The organism is Ruegeria sp. PrR005 (assembly GCF_010500245.1).
In the GTDB taxonomy this organism is placed as follows: domain Bacteria; phylum Pseudomonadota; class Alphaproteobacteria; order Rhodobacterales; family Rhodobacteraceae; genus Ruegeria_B; species Ruegeria_B marisflavi.
Genome location: NZ_JAAGOX010000053.1, coordinates 77357 through 96527, shown reverse-complemented (window position 1 = coordinate 96527; position 19171 = coordinate 77357). Strand labels below are relative to the sequence as shown.

General features: G+C 62.7%; 13 protein-coding genes. 9 read left to right on the top strand and 4 right to left on the bottom strand.

Annotation, left to right across the window (positions count from 1 at the left end; genetic code table 11):
- Window positions 1–76: 76 nt before the first annotated feature.
- Window positions 77–2290 (bottom strand): NADP-dependent isocitrate dehydrogenase, encoded by a 2214-nt coding sequence (locus G0P99_RS19215; RefSeq protein ID WP_164132095.1) that lies wholly within the window; start codon window positions 2288–2290, stop codon window positions 77–79.
- A 349-nt stretch (window positions 2291–2639) separates the two neighbouring features.
- Here G0P99_RS19215 and G0P99_RS19210 point away from each other — a divergent pair, with 349 nt between their 5' ends.
- Complete coding sequence (locus G0P99_RS19210; RefSeq protein WP_203583171.1) at window positions 2640–3173, top strand: hypothetical protein; 534 nt, start codon at window positions 2640–2642, stop codon at window positions 3171–3173.
- A gap of 219 nt (window positions 3174–3392) precedes the next feature.
- Window positions 3393–5690, top strand: coding sequence for a Tex family protein (locus G0P99_RS19205; protein ID WP_164132094.1), 2298 nt, complete (start codon window positions 3393–3395; stop codon window positions 5688–5690).
- Between the two features lie 6 nt (window positions 5691–5696).
- On the opposite strand, the gene G0P99_RS19200 is transcribed toward G0P99_RS19205, so the two are convergent.
- Window positions 5697–6389: a DnaA N-terminal domain-containing protein gene (locus tag G0P99_RS19200; RefSeq protein ID WP_370462849.1), complete on the bottom strand. Its 693-nt coding sequence runs from the start codon at window positions 6387–6389 to the stop codon at window positions 5697–5699.
- Between the two features lie 474 nt (window positions 6390–6863).
- On the opposite strand from G0P99_RS19200, the gene G0P99_RS19195 reads away from it, so the two are divergent.
- Window positions 6864–8171: an AAA family ATPase gene (locus G0P99_RS19195; RefSeq protein ID WP_164132093.1), complete on the top strand. Its 1308-nt coding sequence runs from the start codon at window positions 6864–6866 to the stop codon at window positions 8169–8171.
- Window positions 8168–9265, top strand: a complete 1098-nt coding sequence (locus tag G0P99_RS19190) for a ParB N-terminal domain-containing protein (RefSeq protein WP_164132092.1) — start codon at window positions 8168–8170, stop codon at window positions 9263–9265. Before G0P99_RS19195 ends, G0P99_RS19190 begins: the two co-directional genes overlap by 4 nt.
- Before the next feature lie 33 nt (window positions 9266–9298).
- On the opposite strand, the gene G0P99_RS19185 is transcribed toward G0P99_RS19190, so the two are convergent.
- A complete protein-coding gene (locus G0P99_RS19185; RefSeq protein ID WP_370462848.1) occupies window positions 9299–10138 on the bottom strand; it encodes a tyrosine-type recombinase/integrase in 840 nt (279 codons plus the stop codon).
- A 614-nt stretch (window positions 10139–10752) separates the two neighbouring features.
- Between G0P99_RS19185 and G0P99_RS19180 the strand changes: the two genes are divergently transcribed.
- The 5 genes from G0P99_RS19180 (at window position 10753) to G0P99_RS19160 (ending at window position 17408) form a co-directional block, all read left to right on the top strand.
- Complete coding sequence (locus tag G0P99_RS19180; protein ID WP_164132090.1) at window positions 10753–11703, top strand: TAXI family TRAP transporter solute-binding subunit; 951 nt, start codon at window positions 10753–10755, stop codon at window positions 11701–11703.
- 67 nt (window positions 11704–11770) lie between these two features.
- The gene (locus G0P99_RS19175) at window positions 11771–13864 is read left to right on the top strand and encodes a TRAP transporter permease (RefSeq protein WP_239059876.1); all 2094 of its coding nucleotides are present in this window, start codon (window positions 11771–11773) and stop codon (window positions 13862–13864) included.
- On the top strand, window positions 13861–14223 hold the full coding sequence (locus G0P99_RS19170; RefSeq protein ID WP_164132089.1) for a DUF1850 domain-containing protein: 363 nt from the start codon (window positions 13861–13863) through the stop codon (window positions 14221–14223). Before G0P99_RS19175 ends, G0P99_RS19170 begins: the two co-directional genes overlap by 4 nt.
- Window positions 14224–14334: 111 nt before the next feature.
- Window positions 14335–16101, top strand: a complete 1767-nt coding sequence (locus tag G0P99_RS19165; protein WP_164132088.1) for an ATP-binding protein — start codon at window positions 14335–14337, stop codon at window positions 16099–16101.
- A complete protein-coding gene (locus G0P99_RS19160) occupies window positions 16098–17408 on the top strand; it encodes a sigma-54 dependent transcriptional regulator (RefSeq protein WP_164132087.1) in 1311 nt (436 codons plus the stop codon). Before G0P99_RS19165 ends, G0P99_RS19160 begins: the two co-directional genes overlap by 4 nt.
- 16 nt (window positions 17409–17424) lie before the next feature.
- Here the strand turns inward: G0P99_RS19160 and G0P99_RS19155 are convergent, their stop codons facing one another.
- Window positions 17425–19164, bottom strand: a complete 1740-nt coding sequence (locus G0P99_RS19155) for a Mur ligase family protein (RefSeq protein ID WP_164132086.1) — start codon at window positions 19162–19164, stop codon at window positions 17425–17427.
- Window positions 19165–19171: the final 7 nt, after the last annotated feature.

The following is a 19171-nucleotide window of genomic DNA, read 5'->3' as shown; positions in this document are numbered from 1 at the left end:
TGCGTACCCTTTACATGAGACGTGAAAAAGGGCGCGAGGGGTTCCCCCGCGCCCTTCATCTATTATCGCGTCAGACTCAGCCGATGATCGCGTTCAGCGTAGCCGAGGGCCGCATGATCGCAGCCTTCTTCTCGGCCGAGGGCTTGTAATAGCCGCCGATATCGGCGGATTTACCCTGGGCTGCGGCCAGCTCGGTCAGGATCGCCTGTTCGCCATCGGCCAGCGCCTTGGCCAGCGGGGCGAATTCGGCGGCCAGATCGGCATCGTCGGATTGCGCTGCCAGCGCCTCGGCCCAATAGCGGGCGAACCAGTAGTGGCTGTCGCGATTGTCGGGCTGTCCCACCTTGCGGCTGGGGCTGCGGTTGAAATCCAGAATGCCCTGGGTCGCCGCCTCGGCGGCCCGGCCCAGCACACCGGCCTTGGCATTGCCCCGGCTGTCGGCGAGGAAGTTCAGGCTTTCCCCCAGCGCACAGAATTCACCCATCGAATCCCAGCGCAGGTGGTTTTCCTCGACCAGTTGCTGCACGTGCTTCGGGGCCGAACCCCCGGCGCCGGTCTCGAACAACCCGCCGCCCTGCATCAGCTTGACGATGGACAGCATCTTGGCCGAGGTGCCCAGCTCCAGGATCGGGAACAGGTCGGTCAGATAGTCACGCAGCACGTTGCCGGTGATGGCGATCGAGTCCTTGCCTGCGGTGATGGTCTCAAGGCTCTGCCGGGTTGCTTCACGCGGGGCCAGGATTTGGAACTTGTCGGCCACGCCCGCCGCTTCGAGCACCGGTTTGACATAGGCGATCAGCTGCGCGTCATGGGCACGGTTTGCGTCCAGCCAGAAGATCGCCTCGGACCCGGTCAGGCGCTGACGGTCCATCGCCAACTGGATCCAGTTCTCGATGGGCGCTTTCTTGACGGTGCAGGCACGCCAGATATCCCCCGCCTCGACCGAATGCGAATGCAGCACTTCGCCATTGGCCAGTACGATACGGATGGTACCATCTGCCTGCGCCTCGAACGTGGTCGGGTGCGATCCGTATTCTTCGGCCTTCTGGGCCATCAGGCCGACGTTGGCCACCGAACCGGCGGTGGTCACGTCCAGCGCGCCGTTGGCCTTGAAGAAGTTGATGGTCTCGTCATAGACGGTCGCATAGCAGCGGTCGGGGATCACGCAGTTGGTGTCGCCCTTGGCGCCGGTCTGGTCCCAGCCCTTGCCACCCGCGCGGATCACGGCGGGCATCGACGCGTCGATGATCACGTCCGAGGGCACGTGCAGGTTGGTAATGCCCTTGTCGCTGTCGACCATGTACATGGCCGGACGCTCCGCCTTGACCGCCTCGATGGCGGCCAGGATCTCGGCGTCGCCCTTGACCCGCTCCAGCAGGTCGCCCAGGCCGGAATTCGGGTTCACCCCCAGCTTCGCCATGCGCTCGCCATACTTCTCGAACACCGGCGCCAGCCAGGCCTTGACCGCATGGCCAAAGATGATCGGGTCGCTGACCTTCATCATCGTGGCCTTCATATGCAGCGAGAACATGGTGCCGTCGGCCTTGGTGTCCTCAATGGCATCGGCCAGGAAGGCGCCAAGCGCCTTGACCGACATGAAGGTCGCATCGGCAACGGTGCCCTCGTCCAGTTGCCAGCCGTCCTTGAAAACGCTCACGCTGCCATCTGTACCGACGAACTCGATCCGCGCCTTGCCAGCCTGCGCGGCAGTGATGGTGGCCGATTTCTCGTTGGCATAGAAATCGTTACCCGGCATCGAGCTGACCTTGGTTTTCGAGGTCGACACCCATTCACCCATCGAATGCGGGTTCTTCTGCGCATAGCTCTTGACCGCCTTGGCTGCGCGCCGGTCCGAGTTGCCCTCGCGCAGGACCGGGTTCACCGCCGAGCCCTTGATGGCGTCATAGCGCGCGCGGATCTCCTTTTCCGCATCCGTGGCGGGCGCCTCGGGATAGGACGGGATGTCATAGCCCTGGTTCTGCAATTCCTCGATCGCGGCCACCAGCTGCGGCACCGAGGCCGAGATGTTGGGCAGCTTGATCACATTGGCGGTGGGCGTCTTCACCAGCTCGCCCAGGGCGGCCAGATCGTCGGACTGGCGCTGATCGGCGGTCAGGTTCTCCGGGAAGGTCGCGATGATGCGACCCGCCAGCGAGATATCGGGGGTTCCAACGGTGATATCCGCCGCCGAAACGAACTTGCGGATGATCGGCAGGAACGAGGCGCTGGCCAGCTCCGGCGCTTCGTCTACAATGGTATACAATATGTCGGAGTTCATTTTATCAGCCATATTCTCTTACCTTTTTAGCCTTTCCTGGGGCGTGCGATCCGAGAGTGTGTTGCCACATCCATTGCGGCGCGGGGGAATCGGGCCATGGGTCCGACACCGGTTACTCTGATTTGACAGGCATCCCATACATGGGCGCGCGCCGCGTTTCAATCGAGGGAGACTGCGCATTTTGCCCCAGTCTGCGCAAATCCGCGTGCGTGGGGGAGCGGGGCGCGGAAACTGTCCGGAATCATATGCACAAAATCAGCGCATTTTGCGCATTTGTGATGCATCAACTTCTCCGTCGCGCATCGGGTCTCGACAGGCATGTTTGACCTAGACGTCCTGCACATCGAACCGGAGGATGGCTTTGCGGACAATTCTGCCGTTCAATTTGATCGAAGTATTGACTACTTATAACAAACACGACCATTGCATTATTCGGGTAATATGTGACTTTTTTGAGGGTGCGAATTTGAATGAAAACGACAGATGGGCATTTATCAACGCGCTTGACGACGAGTTACTGCAGGGCGGCGCTACAATGTCGGAATGGTGCGCCTTCATTGTTCGAGATTGCGACTATGCGTTCGTCAATGGCGCGAACTTGGCAACCATAATTTCCGCTACCGCCGCAATCGAAACGTATCTTCGCGCTGAGTATGCAGGCGGAAAGCGTACCCGCCTTGCTGATTTGATTGATAGCGCGCCTATTCAACAGGAACTTCGAGAAGACATTCATAAGCTTCGAAAGTATCGCAACACATGGGTTCATGTGGCTACGCCGGAAGATGATGAAGATATTCTACAGAACCCAGAGACACATGAAGAGCAACTAGAAAAATGGGCCAAGCTGGCGCAACGCACACTTCGCCGAACCATCTATGATAATCAGTGGGTATAGAAGGGTCTGCCAGCGACAGTGTCCGCTCCCTGCGTTGATATCATTGGGGTGAAACGCAGCATTTTGCATTATGGGCTCAACCCCGACATTCTCGGCATCTGCGCGGCCCGATCGGCAAATACCCCAACCGGCACATAGGGCAGCGCCCCACCCTTCCCCCTTCCCCTCCCCTGCCCCGCTGGCTAGATAGGATCTCCAACCTATCTGGGAGAAGCTTTCTTGGACCGTATCGCCCGCATCATCGCCGCCGAAATCAATGCCCGCCCCGAACAGGTGGATGCCGCGGTCAAGTTGCTGGACGAAGGCGCCACCGTGCCCTTTGTCGCCCGCTACCGCAAAGAGGCGACAGGCGGGCTGGACGATACCCAACTGCGCACGCTGGCCGACCGGCTGACCTATCTGCGCGAATTGGAGGCGCGGCGCGAGACGATCCTGGGCTCGATCCGCGATCAGGGCAAGCTGACCGACGAGTTGTCGCTCTCCATCGCGCGGGCCGAGACCAAGGCGCAGCTTGAAGACATCTATTTGCCCTACAAGCCCAAACGCCGTACCAAGGCGATGATCGCCCGCGAAAACGGGCTGGAACCGCTGGCCGAGGCCATTCTGGCCGACCGCCGCGCCGAACCCGAGGCGCTGGCCGAGGGCTATCTCTCCGAGACGGTGCCCACGACCAAGGACGCGCTGTCCGGCGCCCGCGACATCCTCGCCGAGCGCCTGACCGAGGATGCAACCCTGCTGGGCGAGTTGCGCGCCTTTCTGCACCGCGAGGCGATGCTGAGCGCCAAGGTGATCGAGGGGCAGGAACAGGCGGGCGCCAAGTTCTCCGACTATTTTGCCCATTCCGAGAAATGGGCCACCACGCCGTCGCACCGGGCGCTGGCCATGCTACGCGCCCAGAAAGAGGGCGTCGTGACGCTGGATATCGCCCCCGACGCGGACGGCGCGGCGCGCGCCGAAACAATGGTGGCCGCCCGGCTGGAAACCCGAGGCTCGGGCCCTGGCGACGAATGGTTGCGCAAAGTGGCGGGCTGGACCTGGCGGGTGAAACTGTCGCTGTCGATGATGGTCGACCTGATGGGCGATCTGCGGGCGCGCGCGCAGGAAGAGGCGATCCAGGTCTTTGCCCGTAATCTCAAGGACTTGCTCTTTGCCGCCCCGGCCGGGGCACGTCCGACGCTGGGGCTTGATCCCGGCATCCGCACCGGGGTCAAAGCGGCGGTGGTCGATGCCACGGGCAAGCTGGTGGCAACCGATACGCTCTATCCTTTTCAGCCCAAGAACGACCTGCGCGGGGCGCAGGCCAGCATCGCGCGGATGATCGCCCAGCACGGCATCGAACTGATCGCCATCGGCAACGGCACCGCCAGCCGCGAGACTGAACGGATGGTGGCTGAAACGCTGAAGCTGCTGCCCAAATCGGTGAAGGCGCCCACCAAGGTGGTGGTGAGCGAGGCTGGCGCCTCGGTCTATTCCGCCTCGGAACTGGCGGCGCGTGAATTCCCCGGTCTTGACGTTTCCTTGCGCGGGGCGGTTTCCATCGCCCGGCGGCTGCAGGATCCGCTGGCTGAACTGGTCAAGATCGAACCCAAAAGCATCGGTGTCGGCCAGTATCAGCACGATGTCGACCAGCACCGGCTGGGCCAGATGCTGGAGGCGGTGATCGAGGATGTGGTGAACGCGGTCGGCGTCGACCTCAACACCGCCTCGGCGCCGCTGCTGGCGCATGTGTCGGGGCTGGGGCCGGGTCTGGCCGAGGCCATCGTCGCCCATCGCGACGTGAACGGCGCCTTTGCCGCGCGGCGCGACCTGCTCAAGGTGGCCCGCCTTGGCCCCCGCGCGTTTGAACAATGCGCGGGCTTCCTGCGCATCCGCGACGGCAAGGAGCCGCTCGACGCCAGCGCCGTGCACCCTGAGGCCTATGAGGTCGCCCGCCGCATTGTCAGCGCCTGCGGTCGTGATATCCGTCAGATCATGGGGCATGAGGGCGCTTTGAAAGGCCTGCGCGCCGAACAGTTCGTGACCGATACATTCGGCCTGCCCACCGTGCGCGATATCCTGGCCGAACTGGAAAAGCCCGGCCGCGACCCGCGCCCCAGTTTCGTGACCGCCTCCTTTGCCGATGGGGTCGAGGACATCACCGACCTGCGCCCCGGCATGGTGCTGGAAGGCACCGTGACAAACGTCGCGGCCTTTGGCGCCTTTGTCGATATCGGGGTGCATCAGGACGGGCTGGTGCATGTCAGCCAGCTGGCCGACCGGTTCGTCAAGGACCCGCATGAGGTGGTCAAGACCGGCCAGGTGGTCAAGGTCACGGTCACCGAGATTGATGTACCCCGCAAGCGGATCGGCCTGACGATGCGCAAGGATGGCGGCGCCTCGGCCCGGCAGGAGAAGCCGGCGCGCTCGGGCAGCCCCAAGGAACGCAGCCCACGCGGGCCGATGCAATCAGGGCCCAAGGGCGGTGGCAATACCGGCGCGTTGGGTGCCGCGCTTCAGGACGCGCTGCGCAAACGCTAAGGCCCCCTACCCCGCCGCCTCGATCCGGATTGACCGGATCGAGGGGTCGAGGCGGGAATAGACAGCCAGCAATCGCCCGCTCCATTTTGCGGCGATGTAATCGGCCATGAACCGGCTGGGCGCCATCAGCACCGCACGCCCGTTGCCGCGTTCCACCTCGCTCAGATGTTGGAACCAGCTTGACCACAGTTCCGGGTCGCGCCCGTAGAGCGCCACCTGCACCTGCGCCCAGACCGGATCGTCGCTGGCCTCGGCGCGTGGGGGCGGTACATGCAGTGGCACCACATTGCCCGCGGTTTCGGTTTGCGGGGTCTCATCCAATCGTGCCTCGAAATCCGGGCCGATCACCGCCCAGCTGTTGCGCGTGTCCAGCAGCATCTGTTTCAGATCGAGTTCATAGACACTGACCCGGCCCCGCACCCCGGGACGTTTCACCGTGACCCAACCCAGCGTGCGCAGCCGCGCCATCTCGCGTTTCACCGTGCGTTCGTCCACCGACCACAGCCGCGCGATCTCGTCCCGGCCCATGGACAGCTCGTTGCGTTGCCAGTTGTACCGGGTGGTGATCAGCGCCGAAAGCCGCAGGATCAGCCGCTGGCGATGCTTGTCGCCGGCCAGGGCATGCACCGCCAGCGCCGACAGGATATCGTATTTCAGGGCCGACGCATTGCGTCCGACCGGTTTTGCGATCTGCATCATCCAACTCTCTGCCCGTCTGCCTCGACGATGGGATCTGTTGTCCCTTGCCGTCGGTCCGGCGTATTCTCAACGCTTTTCCCGATCTTGTGACAATTTGCGTCCAAAGCTTCGATTCTGTCAAGCAGCTTGGCGAGAGCCCCCCTCCCCTTCCCCTTTTCAAAGAAAGAAAAAAGGTGAAGTACTGGTGAGGGGGGACATCCTGTCTGTCCCCGTATTGGCCTCTTTTGTCCCCCTATCACGGGTATTCCGGCGCCTATGTGACCCCATATCTTGCGGAGCGATACCAGAGCGCCTCGGTCGAATCGCGGCGCTCTGTCGGCCCTGGCCCCGAATCGGAAGCCCCCTGTTTTCAAGGGCTTTCTTACCCGCGGGTAAGGTCGCATCCTCATGATATTTCCTTTTGCCATAAATGCAAATACAGCGTAAATGGGTAACCACAGATAATTAGCGTCCTGAGAAAAGGAAGCCCGAGGCATGTATACACACGAAGACCTGAGTCACCTGCGCAACCAGTCACTGAAGCTGCAAGGCTGGATCCGGCAGCAGACCTTCAGCCCCGAGATGGAAAAGACGCTGCGCCGCTTTTCCAGCTGGGAGGTGAGCGAGCTGATCTTCAACGTCAACCAGTCGACCTTTCGCGGCAAGCTGGTCGCCGACCCCACCCTGCCCGGCGGCGAGGTTGAGCCTGATGGCCGCCAGCGCTGGTTCAGCCTGGAAGAGGTGAACGAGCTGCGCCGCCGGCTCAAGATCAACCGCAAGTCGCTGATGCCGCCGCGCCCGGCGGGCAAGCGCGCGATCCGCGCGGCGGTGGCCAATTTCAAGGGCGGCGCGGGCAAGTCGACCGTTGCCCTGCATCTGGCCCATGCCGCAGCGCTTGACGGCTACCGGGTTCTGGTGGTCGATTTCGACCCGCAGGCGACGCTGAGCCATTCCATGGGCCTGACCGACGTGGCCGAGGATTACACCGTCTGGGGCATCATGGCGCGCGACCTGATCCGCGAGACCGAGCGGATGAACAACCGCGCCGCCGCCGCCGAAAGCGGCACCGCCCTGCCCCGCCGCCAACTGCCCGCCTCGATTACCGGCATGGGTCTGGGCGATCTGCGCGTCGGCGATTTCATCAAGCCCAGTTCCTGGTCGACGATCGACGCGATCCCCTCCTGCGCCAACGCGGCCTTTGTCGAATTCGCCAGCGCGCAGTACCGGCACCTGAACCCGGAATGGTCCTTCTTCGCCGCGGTGTCGCGCTATCTCGATCAGATCCCCGATGACGCCTATGACCTGATCCTGTTCGATTGCCCGCCCGCCATCGGATACCAGTCGATGAACGCGGTGTTTGCCGCCGATATGCTCTATATCCCCTCTGGCCCGGGCTATTGGGAGTATGACTCGACAACCTCGTTCATCGGGCAGTTGGCCGAGGCGCTGGAGGATCTGTCGCACGGGTTCGACGGCGTCTTACCCACGGGTAAGATCGGCCTGCCCAAGACCTTTGCCGAAATCCGCTTTATCCTCACCCGCTATGAACCGGGCAATGCCCTGCACCAGGCCATGTACGAAGCGTTCCGCAAGGTGTTTGGCCATCATGTCACGGAACACCCGGTTGAGATGACGCGCGCGGTGGAACAATCCGGCCGCTTCCTCAATTCGGTCTACGAAATGGATTACCGCGAGATGACGCGGGAAACCTGGCGCCGCGCGCGCGGCACGTTCGACAATGCCTATCGCGAGTTCCGCGAGGTGATGTTGTCGGCCTGGTCCAAACTGGAGGATGACGCATGACCCGCAAGCGCAGAATCTTCGATATCGACATGCCGGCGATGGAGGACATCCCGGTCGGCAAGGTGCCCGACAAGGTGCTGGACAAACACCGGCGCGGCCCGATGGCGACGGCAATTTCGGAAAATGCCGATGCGCTGCGCGACCGGCAAGAGACCGAGGACCGCATCCGCGCTGAAAACGACCAGTTGGCGCACGAACTGGTGCGGCTGAAGAAAGAGGGGCTGATCACCGACCTTGTGCCGCTTGACGCGGTCCATGCCGAGCGGCTGACCCGCGACCGCGCCGCCGGGCCGGACCCGGAGCTGGACGAGCTGAAAACCTCGATCCGCGAAATCGGGCTGTCGAACCCGATCCGGGTCGAGAAGCGTGCCGATGGCGGATACGAGCTGGTTCAGGGCATGCGGCGCCTGTCGGCCTATCGCGTGCTCTACGAGGAAACCGGGGATGAACGGTTCGCGCGCATCCCGGCGGGCATTCTGGCCAATGCGCCGACGGATGATCAGTACCGGCGCATGGTGGACGAGAACCTGATCCGCAAGGATATCTCATTCGCCGAGATGGGCGCGCTGGCGCGGGCCTATGCCGAAGACCCGGCCAATGACTGTGGCGATGTGGACAAGGCGGTGTCGGTTCTGTTCAAATCCGCCAGCTATACCAAGCGCAGCTATATCCGGGCCTTTGCCAGCCTGCTGATGATGCTGGGCAAGTCGCTGGAACACCCCAACGAGATTCCGCGCAATGTGGGTGTCGATCTCAAACGCAAGCTGGATGGCGATCCGGGGTTGGTCCGGGCGGTCAGCGCGGCCTTGCTGTCACAGCCGGGGCGGAGCGCTGTGGACGAGGTCGCGATCCTGCGCGGCTTTGCCGACGGGGCAGGGGCGCCAGAACCGCAGGCACGTACGCCCGCGCCCAGTGGCGACAAGACCCGCCGGGCCAAGACCACCTTTCAGATCAGCCGCCCGAGCGGGATCGCGAAATGCTCGGCCTCGAACGGGCGGATCGACCTGCGGTACAATCTGGATTTCACCCGCATCGACCGGCAAAAGCTGGAACAGGCGGTGGCGAAACTGATCGACAGTCTGCAAGAGGACTGACGATATGCGGTCTTACCCACGGGTAAGACCGCCTTACCCCAGCAGATCGGTTGCGGGGTTTTCCACAATCTCCACATCGTCGTAGTAGCGCTGCGCCTGTGCCACCGAGCGATGCAGGCTAAGCCGCATCGCCGCCTGGATTGGCGCGCCGTCCAGCGCCGCCTGGGTCAGAAAGCCCGAGCGCAGACCATGTGGGCTGGCAAAATCCTGAGGCAGTCCGGCAAGGCGCAAGCGGTGCTTGACGATCTGATAGATTGCATCCGGGGTCAGGCGGCGTTTCAGCAGGCGGTCTGATTTCGATACGGGGCGAAAGAGCGGCCCGTCCTCAATTCGTGAAACCTCGATCCAATGGACAATCGCCTGCGCCGCGCGACCCTTGAGCACAAGCCGGGGCGTGGCGCCGCGGGCGGTTGTCTTTGTTTGAATCAGCGAAACCCAAACGATGCCGTCCTTGGTGAAATCCTTGAGCGAGATATCCTCAGCCATCAGCATTGCAATCTCGGATCTTCGTCGGCCTCCGCTGGCCCAACCCAGCATCAGGATGGCCCGGTCCCGGCAATCGCGCATCGAGCCGTGGCAGGTGTCGAGCAGTTGTTCGAGGATCGGACGGGTGATCGGGTTGCGCGATTTCGGTTTGGATGGTCGTGCCGCCGCCCGGCGTGCCTTGGCGCGGGCCTGCTTCAGCAAGGGGGCGTCAAACGGGCTGTCGAGGTTCTTCATCCGGTGAAACGCCTGCCAGGATGCGACGCGCCGGTTCAGCGTGGATGGGGCGGGGCAACAAAGCGAACGACGCAAACCCTGGATGATCATTGCCTCGGCGACGGCGCGGGCATCGTCGTTTGCGTCGGACAGGTCGCGGGAATGGTCGAGCACGAAACGAAGTGCGCATTCGTGGCGCTCGGGCCAGACCAGAGGCTCGCTGAAGCGGAGTCGCTTCCACGCGGTCAGATAAACGAGATCGCGCTCGTATGCGCGCAGAGTGTTTTCCGGAGTACCCCTTGCATAGAGATCGTTAAGTGCTTCGAGGTCAGTCTTGGCGAGAGCAGGGGGGCTGAATGGGTGGGATCGCACGGGTTTCATGGGGGCAGAGTGGCATATTCCTAGAGAGCTTTAAAGACAAATGATAAGTGAAAGTTATCAGATATAATTGCATTCTTTGTGATCACCGGAAGTAATAAGCAAAATGGACAAAAAACGCTCACCAAGAAGTTAAGTAAATACAATCACGAAGTTACGTTGGTAACGGTTCTCCTAGGTGGAGGGTGTCCCGAAGGTCGGTTACGCACCCACACGATCCGGGACCAGAATGTCGAACAGACCAGGTTGGCTTGCTGAGGGTGAGGCAGAAATCTGCCACGGCCCGGGCAGATCCTTGCCCGGGAGATTCAGGCCAAAGGATGAAATCGCTGACGGTTCGGCAGTCGAAACACTAAGAGATGGCGCTGCGATATCAGCCATGACGCGCAGTTATCTTTTGGGAGGAACAAATGAAGACACTTGGTGTGAAACTGGCCGCACTAGTCACGGCAGCGACGCTGATGACACCGGCAGCGACCCGAGCCGAAGAGTTCATCAACATTCTTACGGGTGGAACCTCCGGCGTTTACTATCCGCTGGGCGTTGGCTTGTCCAAGATCTATGCCGACAACATCCCTGGGGCCCGGACACAGGTCCAGTCGACCAAGGCTTCGGTCGAGAACCTGAACCTGCTGCAACAGGGCAAGGGCGAGCTGGCGCTGGCGCTTGGCGACTCGGTCAAGCTCGCCTGGGAAGGTGATGCCGACGCCGGGTTCAAACAGCCTTTGTCGAAGCTGCGCGGGATCGCGGCGGTCTATCCGAACTACATCCAGATCGTGGCCTCAAAGGAAAGCGGTATCTCGTCGCTGGACGGGTTGAAGGGCAAGAGCCTGTCGGTTGGCGCCGCCAAGTCGGGAACCGAGTTGAACGCGCGCAAGATCTTTGAGGCGGCGGGCATGACCTATGACGATCTGGGCAAGACCGAATATCTGCCGTTCGCGGAATCGGTTGAGCTGATCAAGAACCGGCAGCTGGACGCGACGCTGCAATCCGCAGGTCTGGGTGTTGCCTCGATCAAGGATCTGTCGACCTCGATCGACATTCAGCTGGTTTCGGTGCCGGAGGCTGTGATCAGTACGCTTGGTGCGCCCTATATCGCCGCGACCATTCCGGCGGGCACCTATCAGGGTCAAGAGGCCGATGTTCCAACCGTGGCGGTGGTGAACTTCCTGGTCACGCACGAGGACGTGTCCGAGGAGACCGCCTATCAGATGACCAAGCTTCTGTTCGAGAACCTGGGCGAGTTGGAAGCCGCGCACAAGGCCGCGGCGCAGATCAAGCTGGAAAACGCGCTGAGCGGTATGCCGATCCCGCTGCATCCCGGGGCCGAACGTTTCTACAAGGAAGCGGGCTTGATGTAAGACCTCTGTCCCGGGTGGCCTTGCGCCGCCCGGGTCTTTTTGGCTTTCCGGGGAGGGGAAAACCACAATGACACAGCCACATCACGACATGCCCAAGGATGCACCCGACTTGGGGCTGCACGATCCGCTGGCCGAAAGCTTTCCAGCGACGGCCGAGGGCCGGGCACTGTTCTGGATCGCGGTCGTCTTTTCGGTCTTTCAGATCGCAACCGCAGCGCACCTGTTGGATTTCTCAAGCCAGATCGTTCGGGCGTTCCACGTCGGGTTCCTGACGCTTCTGGGGTTCCCGTTATTGGCAGCATTGAAGAAAAAGACACTCACGTTCCGGACCGTAGCCTGGGCATTGGCGCTGACCGGTGTCGTGGTGGCGCTGTATCAATGGTGGGAGTATACGCCATTGATCCTGCGGGCGGGCGATCCGCTGCCGCGTGATATCGTATTGGGTGTCGCGGCGCTGATTACGGTGTTCGCTGCGGCCTGGCTGCTGATGGGACCGGCGCTGCCGATCATTGCGGGCGGTTTCCTGGCCTATTGTTTCTGGGGCGAATACCTGCCGTCGCCGCTTAATCACCGGGGTTATGATTTTGCCCAGGTGATCGACCACATGGCTTATGGCACCGAAGGGATCTATGGCATCCCGACCTATGTGTCCTCTTCCTATATCTTTCTGTTCATCCTGTTCGGATCCTTCCTGGAACGCGCGGGTATGATCAAGCTGTTTACCGATGTCTCGCTGGGTCTGGTGGGGCACAAACAGGGCGGGGCGGCCAAGGTGGCGGTGGTCTCTTCGGGACTTATGGGCACGATCTCGGGCTCGGGGGTGGCCAATGTGGTCACCACCGGCCAGTTCACCATTCCGTTGATGAAAAGCTTTGGCTATCGCTCGGCCTTTGCGGGTGGTGTCGAATCCACCGCGTCGATGGGCGGCCAGTTGATGCCGCCAGTGATGGGCGCGGTTGCCTTTATCATGGCCGAGACATTGGGCGTTGAATATGTCGAGGTGGTCAAGGCGGCGCTGATCCCGGCGATCCTTTATTTCGCCTCGGCCTTCTGGATGGTGCATCTGGAGGCCGGGCGGCACGGGCTGAAAGGCATAGCCAAGGCCGAATTGCCCTCGCCGATCAAGGCACTGAAAGAGAACTGGTACCTGATCCTGCCGTTGGGTGTGTTGGTCTACCTGTTGTTCTCGGGGTTCACGCCGCTCTTTGCGGGGACCATTGGCCTTGCCATGACGGTGATGCTGATCCTTGGCGGGTCGATTGCGCTGGGTCTGCCGGGAGGTGTGATCCGCATCCTGTTCTGGATCGGCCTGGGCGCCATTGCCGCCGCGTTCTTTGAGTTCGGTATTCTGCCGGTGGCCGTCGCCATCGCCGCGCTGATCGGATGGAACGCGGTGTCAAAGGGCGGCCGCGAGACGCTGGCGCTGTGCCGTGACAGCCTGGCCGAGGGAGCCAAGACAGCGCTGCCGGTGGGTATCGCCTGTGCCCTGGTGGGTATCATTATCGGTACGATGACCCTGACCGGGGCGGCGAATACCTTTGGCCAGTTCATCGTGCATGTGGGCGACAAAAGCCTGATTCTGTCGCTGATCCTCACTATGATTACCTGCATCGTGCTGGGCATGGGCATTCCGACGATCCCCAACTATATCATCACCTCGTCGATTGCGGGACCAGCGCTGCTGGCCCTTGGGGTTCCGCTGATCGTCAGCCACATGTTCGTGTTCTATTTCGGCATCCTTGCCGATCTGACGCCGCCCGTGGCCTTGGCCTGTTTTGCAGCGGCACCGATTGCCAAGGAAAACGGCCTGAAGATCGCACTGGAGGCGATCAAGGTGGCTGCTGCCGGTTTTGTCATCCCCTTCATGGCCGTCTATACCCCGACCTTGATGTTGCAGGACGGCGGCCCGCTGGCCGAGGCGTTGGGGTTCTGGCCTGCCGTGGCCTATATCGTCGCCAAGACCACTCTTGCCATCGGGCTTTGGGGTGCGGCCGTCATCGGCTGGCTGGGCCGTCCGCTGTCCTGGTTGCTGCGGCTGCTGGCCGCCGCCGCCGCCGTTACGCTCATAGCTGCGCTACCACTCACGGACGAAGCGGGTTTCGCCATGGCGGCACTCTTTGCCGGCCTGGTGTGGCGCGCCCGCGTCGCAAGAACAGCATGAGCACCGCCTGCCTCCTGGTCGGTACGACAGTGCTGGCTCTTGCATCGCAAGGCTTTGACCTGAGCTGGAACCATTCGGTTGAAAAGACCGTGTGGCGCGAGCATTGGATCATCGAGGGAGGCAGGCTCAGATTGACTGAGGCCGCGGTCAAAGGGTCGGGGGCCGGTATGGATCCCGGCCTGGGTGCCGTGCTGAAAAACGGCTGGTGGATCTGGGCTCCGGTGCTGCCGCCGGTCCCTCGGCTGAGCCTGGCGGCATCCGGGGCGACTGGCGGCGGTTGGACGATCTGTGACGGATCCGACTGTCACGAGATCGGCCAGTTGTCGGGCGCCGCCATCGACATCTCTTCCTGCGGTTGACCGTGGTGCCGGGCCGTGACCTTGTCCGCGCAATCCGCTACGCTGCAAGGCAAAGTGGCCTTGCGGGCGAAAGGGTCGGGCATGCAATTGGCGGCAGGGGATAGGCGAAGGATGACACGTCGCGTCTTCGCCCTGATCGGAGCCATCGCAATTATGGCGGCTGCCAGTGCATTTGCGGTCGCCTACCGGGCCGGGCTCGCCGCGATGGATGCCGAGCTTGAGCAATCTCTCATCCTGACGCGACGCGCCATCGAGACCGAGATCGAGCGGTTCCGGGCACTGCCGGATGTCGCGGGCGAGGATGTGCGGATAGGCCGTGCCCTGCGGATGCCGGGTTCCGAGACAACGATTGAGGCGGCGAACCGGTATCTTGAAACGATCAACCGGCGCGCGGGCGCCACTGATCTGTATCTGTTGGATGCTGCGGGTAACGCGATCGCGGCCTCGAACTGGGCGACCGACAAGAGTTTTGTTGGCAACAACTACGCCTTTCGGCCGTATTTTTCGAACGCGATGACCACCGGCCGGGGCCGCTTTTATGCAATCGGCGTGACCACCGGAAAGCCGGGGTACTTTCTGGCGACCCGAATAGGATTCGGAGAGACCCAGGGCGTGATGGTGGTCAAGATCGACCTGAAACCGATGGAGGCGACCTGGAAAAGCGCGGGCGTTGCAACCGCCATCGCGGACCGTGACGGGATCGTGTTCCTGTCCGGGGTGCCGGACTGGTTGTACCGACCGCTTTCGGCGCTCTCCGATGACGCCTTGAACCGGTTGAAAAGGCTGCGCACCTACGACGGCGTCGATATTGCCGGCGCCGACCATCTGTTGATCGATCCGCGAGATGCGGGAACCCTGTTGTTGCCGGGGGCAGGGGACGCGGCCCTGCGTGGCAAGTCGACCACAATCGAGGCGGACGGCTGGCAGTTGATCTCGGCAAAACCCTTGGTGCCGGTCATTGTCTCAGCGCTGATGTGGGCGTTTGGCGCGGCGCTGGTTGCGACTGCGGCGACAGGGCTTGTCATGATCGTCAACCAGCGGCGACAGTTGATCCAGTTGCGCCTGCGCCAGGGGGTGCTGCTGGAGGCGCGGGTGGCCGAGCGCACACGGGAACTGGCACAGGAGGTCGAAGCCCGGCGCAAGACCGAGGCCGATCTGCGCGCAGCACAGGAATCCCTTGTCCATACCGAGAAGATGGCAGCCTTGGGCCGGATGTCGGCGGCAATCGTGCATGAGATGAGCCAGCCCCTCGCGGCGCTGGAGGCGACGCTTGCGGCTGCGGAAATGTCCGGCGACGCGGAAAAGACAAAGACCCGTATAGGAAGGGCGCGGAACTTGATCCTGCGGATGCAGCGTACCACCAAACATCTCAAGAGTTTCAGCAGGAAGGAGCAGAACCTGCGCTCCTTGACCGACCTGAACAAGGTTGCCGAAAACGCCTTGGATCTGGTCGAGCCGCGATCGAAATCAACGGCGGTAGATCCGGTGTTTGCGCCTTCGGCGGACGCGGTTCTGGCCATGGCTGGTCCGGTGCGGTTGGAGCAGGTTTGCCTGAACCTTTTGCTCAATGCGCTTGATGCGGTCGAAGGCCGCGAAGACGCGCGTGTCAGTGTCGAAACCGGAAACGATGGTGCTTTGGTCTGGTTGGCGGTGGCGGACAATGGGCCAGGGATCGCGCCCGATGATGTCGTCCGTATCACCGAACCGTTCTACTCGACCAAGATCGGAGGCGAGGGCCTGGGTTTGGGGCTGTCGATCAGTCAGGCCATCGTGACCGAATTCGGCGGGCGGCTTGAAATCGCGTCGCGCCCCGGCGAGGGCACAAGAGTCACGGTCCGGTTGCCGGCGGCAGCCGCCTTGGGGGAGGCGGCCGAATGACCGATCTGGTATTTGTGGTGGACGATGACGAGGATCATCGTCTTGCTGCCGCCGATCTGATCGAGGCGGCAGGATACAGGGTGATGGCCTTTGCCGGTGCGGCTGCGGCACTGGCGGCGCTTGCCGAGGCTGATCCGGCTGTTGTCATAACCGACCTCAGGATGCCTGGCATGGATGGGCTGGGCCTGGTTTCAGCGCTCAAAGACCATGGTGGTGACCATCCTGTGATTGTTATCACCGGTCATGGCGACGTGCCGCAGGCGGTGCGCGCGATCCGCATTGGGGCCGAGGATTTCCTTGAAAAGCCCTATAATGCCGATCATCTGCTGCTGGTTATCGGGCGTGTGGTTGCCGCGCGGGCGACGCGGGCCGAACTGCGCCGTGTAAAGTCGCGCCTCGCGGGCGAGGAGATCGTGGGGGATAGCCCCGCCATCGCCGACCTTCGCGCCAAGGTATCGGGGCTTGGCCCGTTGGACGTCAACGTTGTGGTCACCGGAGAAACCGGCACCGGCAAGGAATTGGTGGCCCGCAGCCTGCATGCAGGCGGGCCGCGCGGCAAACATGGGTTCGTGGCGCTGAATTGTGCCGCCCTGCCGGAAAGCCTGTTTGAGATCGAGATGTTCGGTTGCGTGGGCGGGGCCTTTCCCGGCGCGACGGTGGACAAGCCCGGCAAGCTGGAACTGGCCAGCGGCGGTACGCTGCTGCTGGATGAGGTCGACATGATGCCGCCAGCGGTTCAGGCCAAGATGCTTCGGGTTCTCGAAGAGAATGCAGTCGAACGTCTGGGTGAGAACCGGCTGCGCCCGCTGGATCTGCGGGTGATCGCGACCTCCAAGGTGAACCTCAAGTCGATGACTTTTGCAGGCGGGTTCCGGGCCGACCTTTATTATCGACTTGCCGGTGCCGAGATCGAGACGCTGCCGCTGCGGGATGTTCCCGGAGACATTCCGTTGTTGTTTGCCGCTTTCGCATCCGAGGCGGCGCGCCGCCATGGCCGGGCGTTGCCGGAGATTACCATCGGTTTGCGGGCGCGTCTCATGCGGCGCTCTTGGCCCGGCAACGCCCGCGAGTTGCGGGCGGTGGCCGAACGTTTTGTTCTGGGCCTGGGGATCGGAGAAGCCGCAGAAACCGGCGTCGAGGCAAAGGTTGCCGAAACCTTGCCCGAACGTGTCGCCGCCTTTGAGGCGCGCGAGATTCATGCGGCATTGGCACAATGCCGCGGCCACACGGACCGCGCGGCGGATCTGTTGGGGCTGCCGCGGCGGACGCTGAACGACAAGATCAAGCGGCTTGGGATCAAGCTGTGACCTCTAGGGACTGGTCCTAACGGTCCTCGAGTAGGGCAAACACCCGGTCGCGTTCCGACAGGACCAGCAATAAAGCCAGGTCGCCGGGATTGACTTGATCCAGGATCATCCGGGCGGCGTCGGTCGGCGAATCCGCGCGTTGGATTTGGGTCTTTGCCAAGCCCGCACCGGTGGCGGCCTGTTCGATCAGCGCCGGTATCTCTCCCAGTTGACGACCGCGCAGATAGTCCGGCAGCTCAGCGGCGACAACGACGTCGGGCTGGAAACCAAGCGCGGTGGTGGTCACATCGCGGATATCCTGATCCGACCGGTCGCCTGCGTGGCTCAGCATGATGAAGCGGCGTTTGGCGGGCAGGTTGGCCAAGGCCTCGCAAACGGCGGCGATGGAATGCGGATTATGGGCGAAATCCACAAACACCCGGGCGCCGTTATGAGCGAACTCGTTACAGCGGCCGGGGTTGTCGATGGGATCGGGGCGGAAGTTGCGCAGACCCTGCCGAATGGCGGCAACGGGAATGTCCATGGCCAGCGCAAGACAAAGCGCCGCCAGCGCGTTCAGCACATTGTACCGGGCCGCCCCGTTCATGGTGATTGGGACGTCAGCCACCGCCAGAATGTCCTGTTCTGCGGTGCCGTCGAAGAACGCCAGTGTCTCTCCGCGCAAATAGGTACAAGGTTGTCCGGCCGTTCTTGCGGCGCGGATCTCGGCGCGCTCGGGGTCGAGCGAGAACCACCAGATGTTCGCCTCGGTCCGGGCGGCCTCTGCCCGTACAAAGGCATCGTCGGCGTTCAGGGCCAGAACCCCGCCGGGGGCCAGAGCCCGGTGCACGGCGAATTTCGCCTGTGCCAGTTCCGGCACCGTGTTCACGCCATATTGCCCCAGATGGTCGTTGGCGACATTGGTGACCACGGCGGCGCGGGCGGCACGGGTCGGCAGGCCGCGCCGCAGGATACCGCCGCGCGCCACTTCGAGGCAGGCAATCTCCAGCCTTGGATCGCGCAGCAGCATGCGGGCGCCACCCGGGCCCGAGTAGTCGCCTCGGTCGAGGATCTCGTCGCCCACCCGGACAAACTCGGTCGAGGTGAGACCGGCTGTCTTGCCCGAGGCGCGGGCAATCGCCTCGAGCAGGCGAGTCGTGGTCGTCTTGCCATTGGTGCCGGTGATAAAGGCCATGGGGATGTCATGCAGCGCCGCCCAATCGACCTGATCGGGGGCGGGCAGGGCGTCGACGGGCCAGGTCCGGCTGCCGGTGCCGTGACCGATGGAAACGGCATCGTCGTCGCACAGGATATCGATCCCATGTTCTTCGGCCGCACGGATCAGCGCGATCAGAGCCGGGTTCGCCTCGGTCTCCATGACTCCGCGCAAGTCGAAAATCATCCGGTCGAAATCGTCCGGTTGCTCGCCCAGCAGCTCGGCGGCGCAGAAATGCCAGGCGGTTTGGGCGGCGAAGATCGCCGAATAGAGCTGGTCCATCGGAGCCGAAAGGGCGAGGTTGGCGCCACCGGTAAAGATCCGCGTTACTGCCGCCTCTTCCCGCCAGCCGAGGGCGTCGAGCACCCGGCGCGCGTGATGCATCCATAGGCTGGTCACCCGTTCGGGCTCCAGCCTGTCAAAGAACACATCCATCACCGCGCCGGGCCGGTTCCACAACAATCCCGGGCCGGTCAGGCGGCGGGCATCCTCGACCCGGATGAGATCCGAGGTCGCGCTGACAATCGTCAGTGCCGTTTCAAGCTGTTCGATCCGGTCCATGCCGGCC

Coding starts and splice junctions, on each gene's coding strand:
- G0P99_RS19215 (WP_164132095.1), bottom strand. CDS start 2,290: ATGGCTGATAAAATGAACTCCGACATATTGTATACCATTGTAGACGAA.
- G0P99_RS19155 (WP_164132086.1), bottom strand. CDS start 19,164: ATGGACCGGATCGAACAGCTTGAAACGGCACTGACGATTGTCAGCGCG.
- G0P99_RS19160 (WP_164132087.1), top strand. CDS start 16,098: ATGACCGATCTGGTATTTGTGGTGGACGATGACGAGGATCATCGTCTT.
- G0P99_RS19170 (WP_164132089.1), top strand. CDS start 13,861: ATGAGCACCGCCTGCCTCCTGGTCGGTACGACAGTGCTGGCTCTTGCA.
- G0P99_RS19190 (WP_164132092.1), top strand. CDS start 8,168: ATGACCCGCAAGCGCAGAATCTTCGATATCGACATGCCGGCGATGGAG.
- G0P99_RS19195 (WP_164132093.1), top strand. CDS start 6,864: ATGTATACACACGAAGACCTGAGTCACCTGCGCAACCAGTCACTGAAG.
- G0P99_RS19200 (WP_370462849.1), bottom strand. CDS start 6,389: ATGATGCAGATCGCAAAACCGGTCGGACGCAATGCGTCGGCCCTGAAA.
- G0P99_RS19175 (WP_239059876.1), top strand. CDS start 11,771: ATGACACAGCCACATCACGACATGCCCAAGGATGCACCCGACTTGGGG.
- G0P99_RS19165 (WP_164132088.1), top strand. CDS start 14,335: ATGACACGTCGCGTCTTCGCCCTGATCGGAGCCATCGCAATTATGGCG.
- G0P99_RS19180 (WP_164132090.1), top strand. CDS start 10,753: ATGAAGACACTTGGTGTGAAACTGGCCGCACTAGTCACGGCAGCGACG.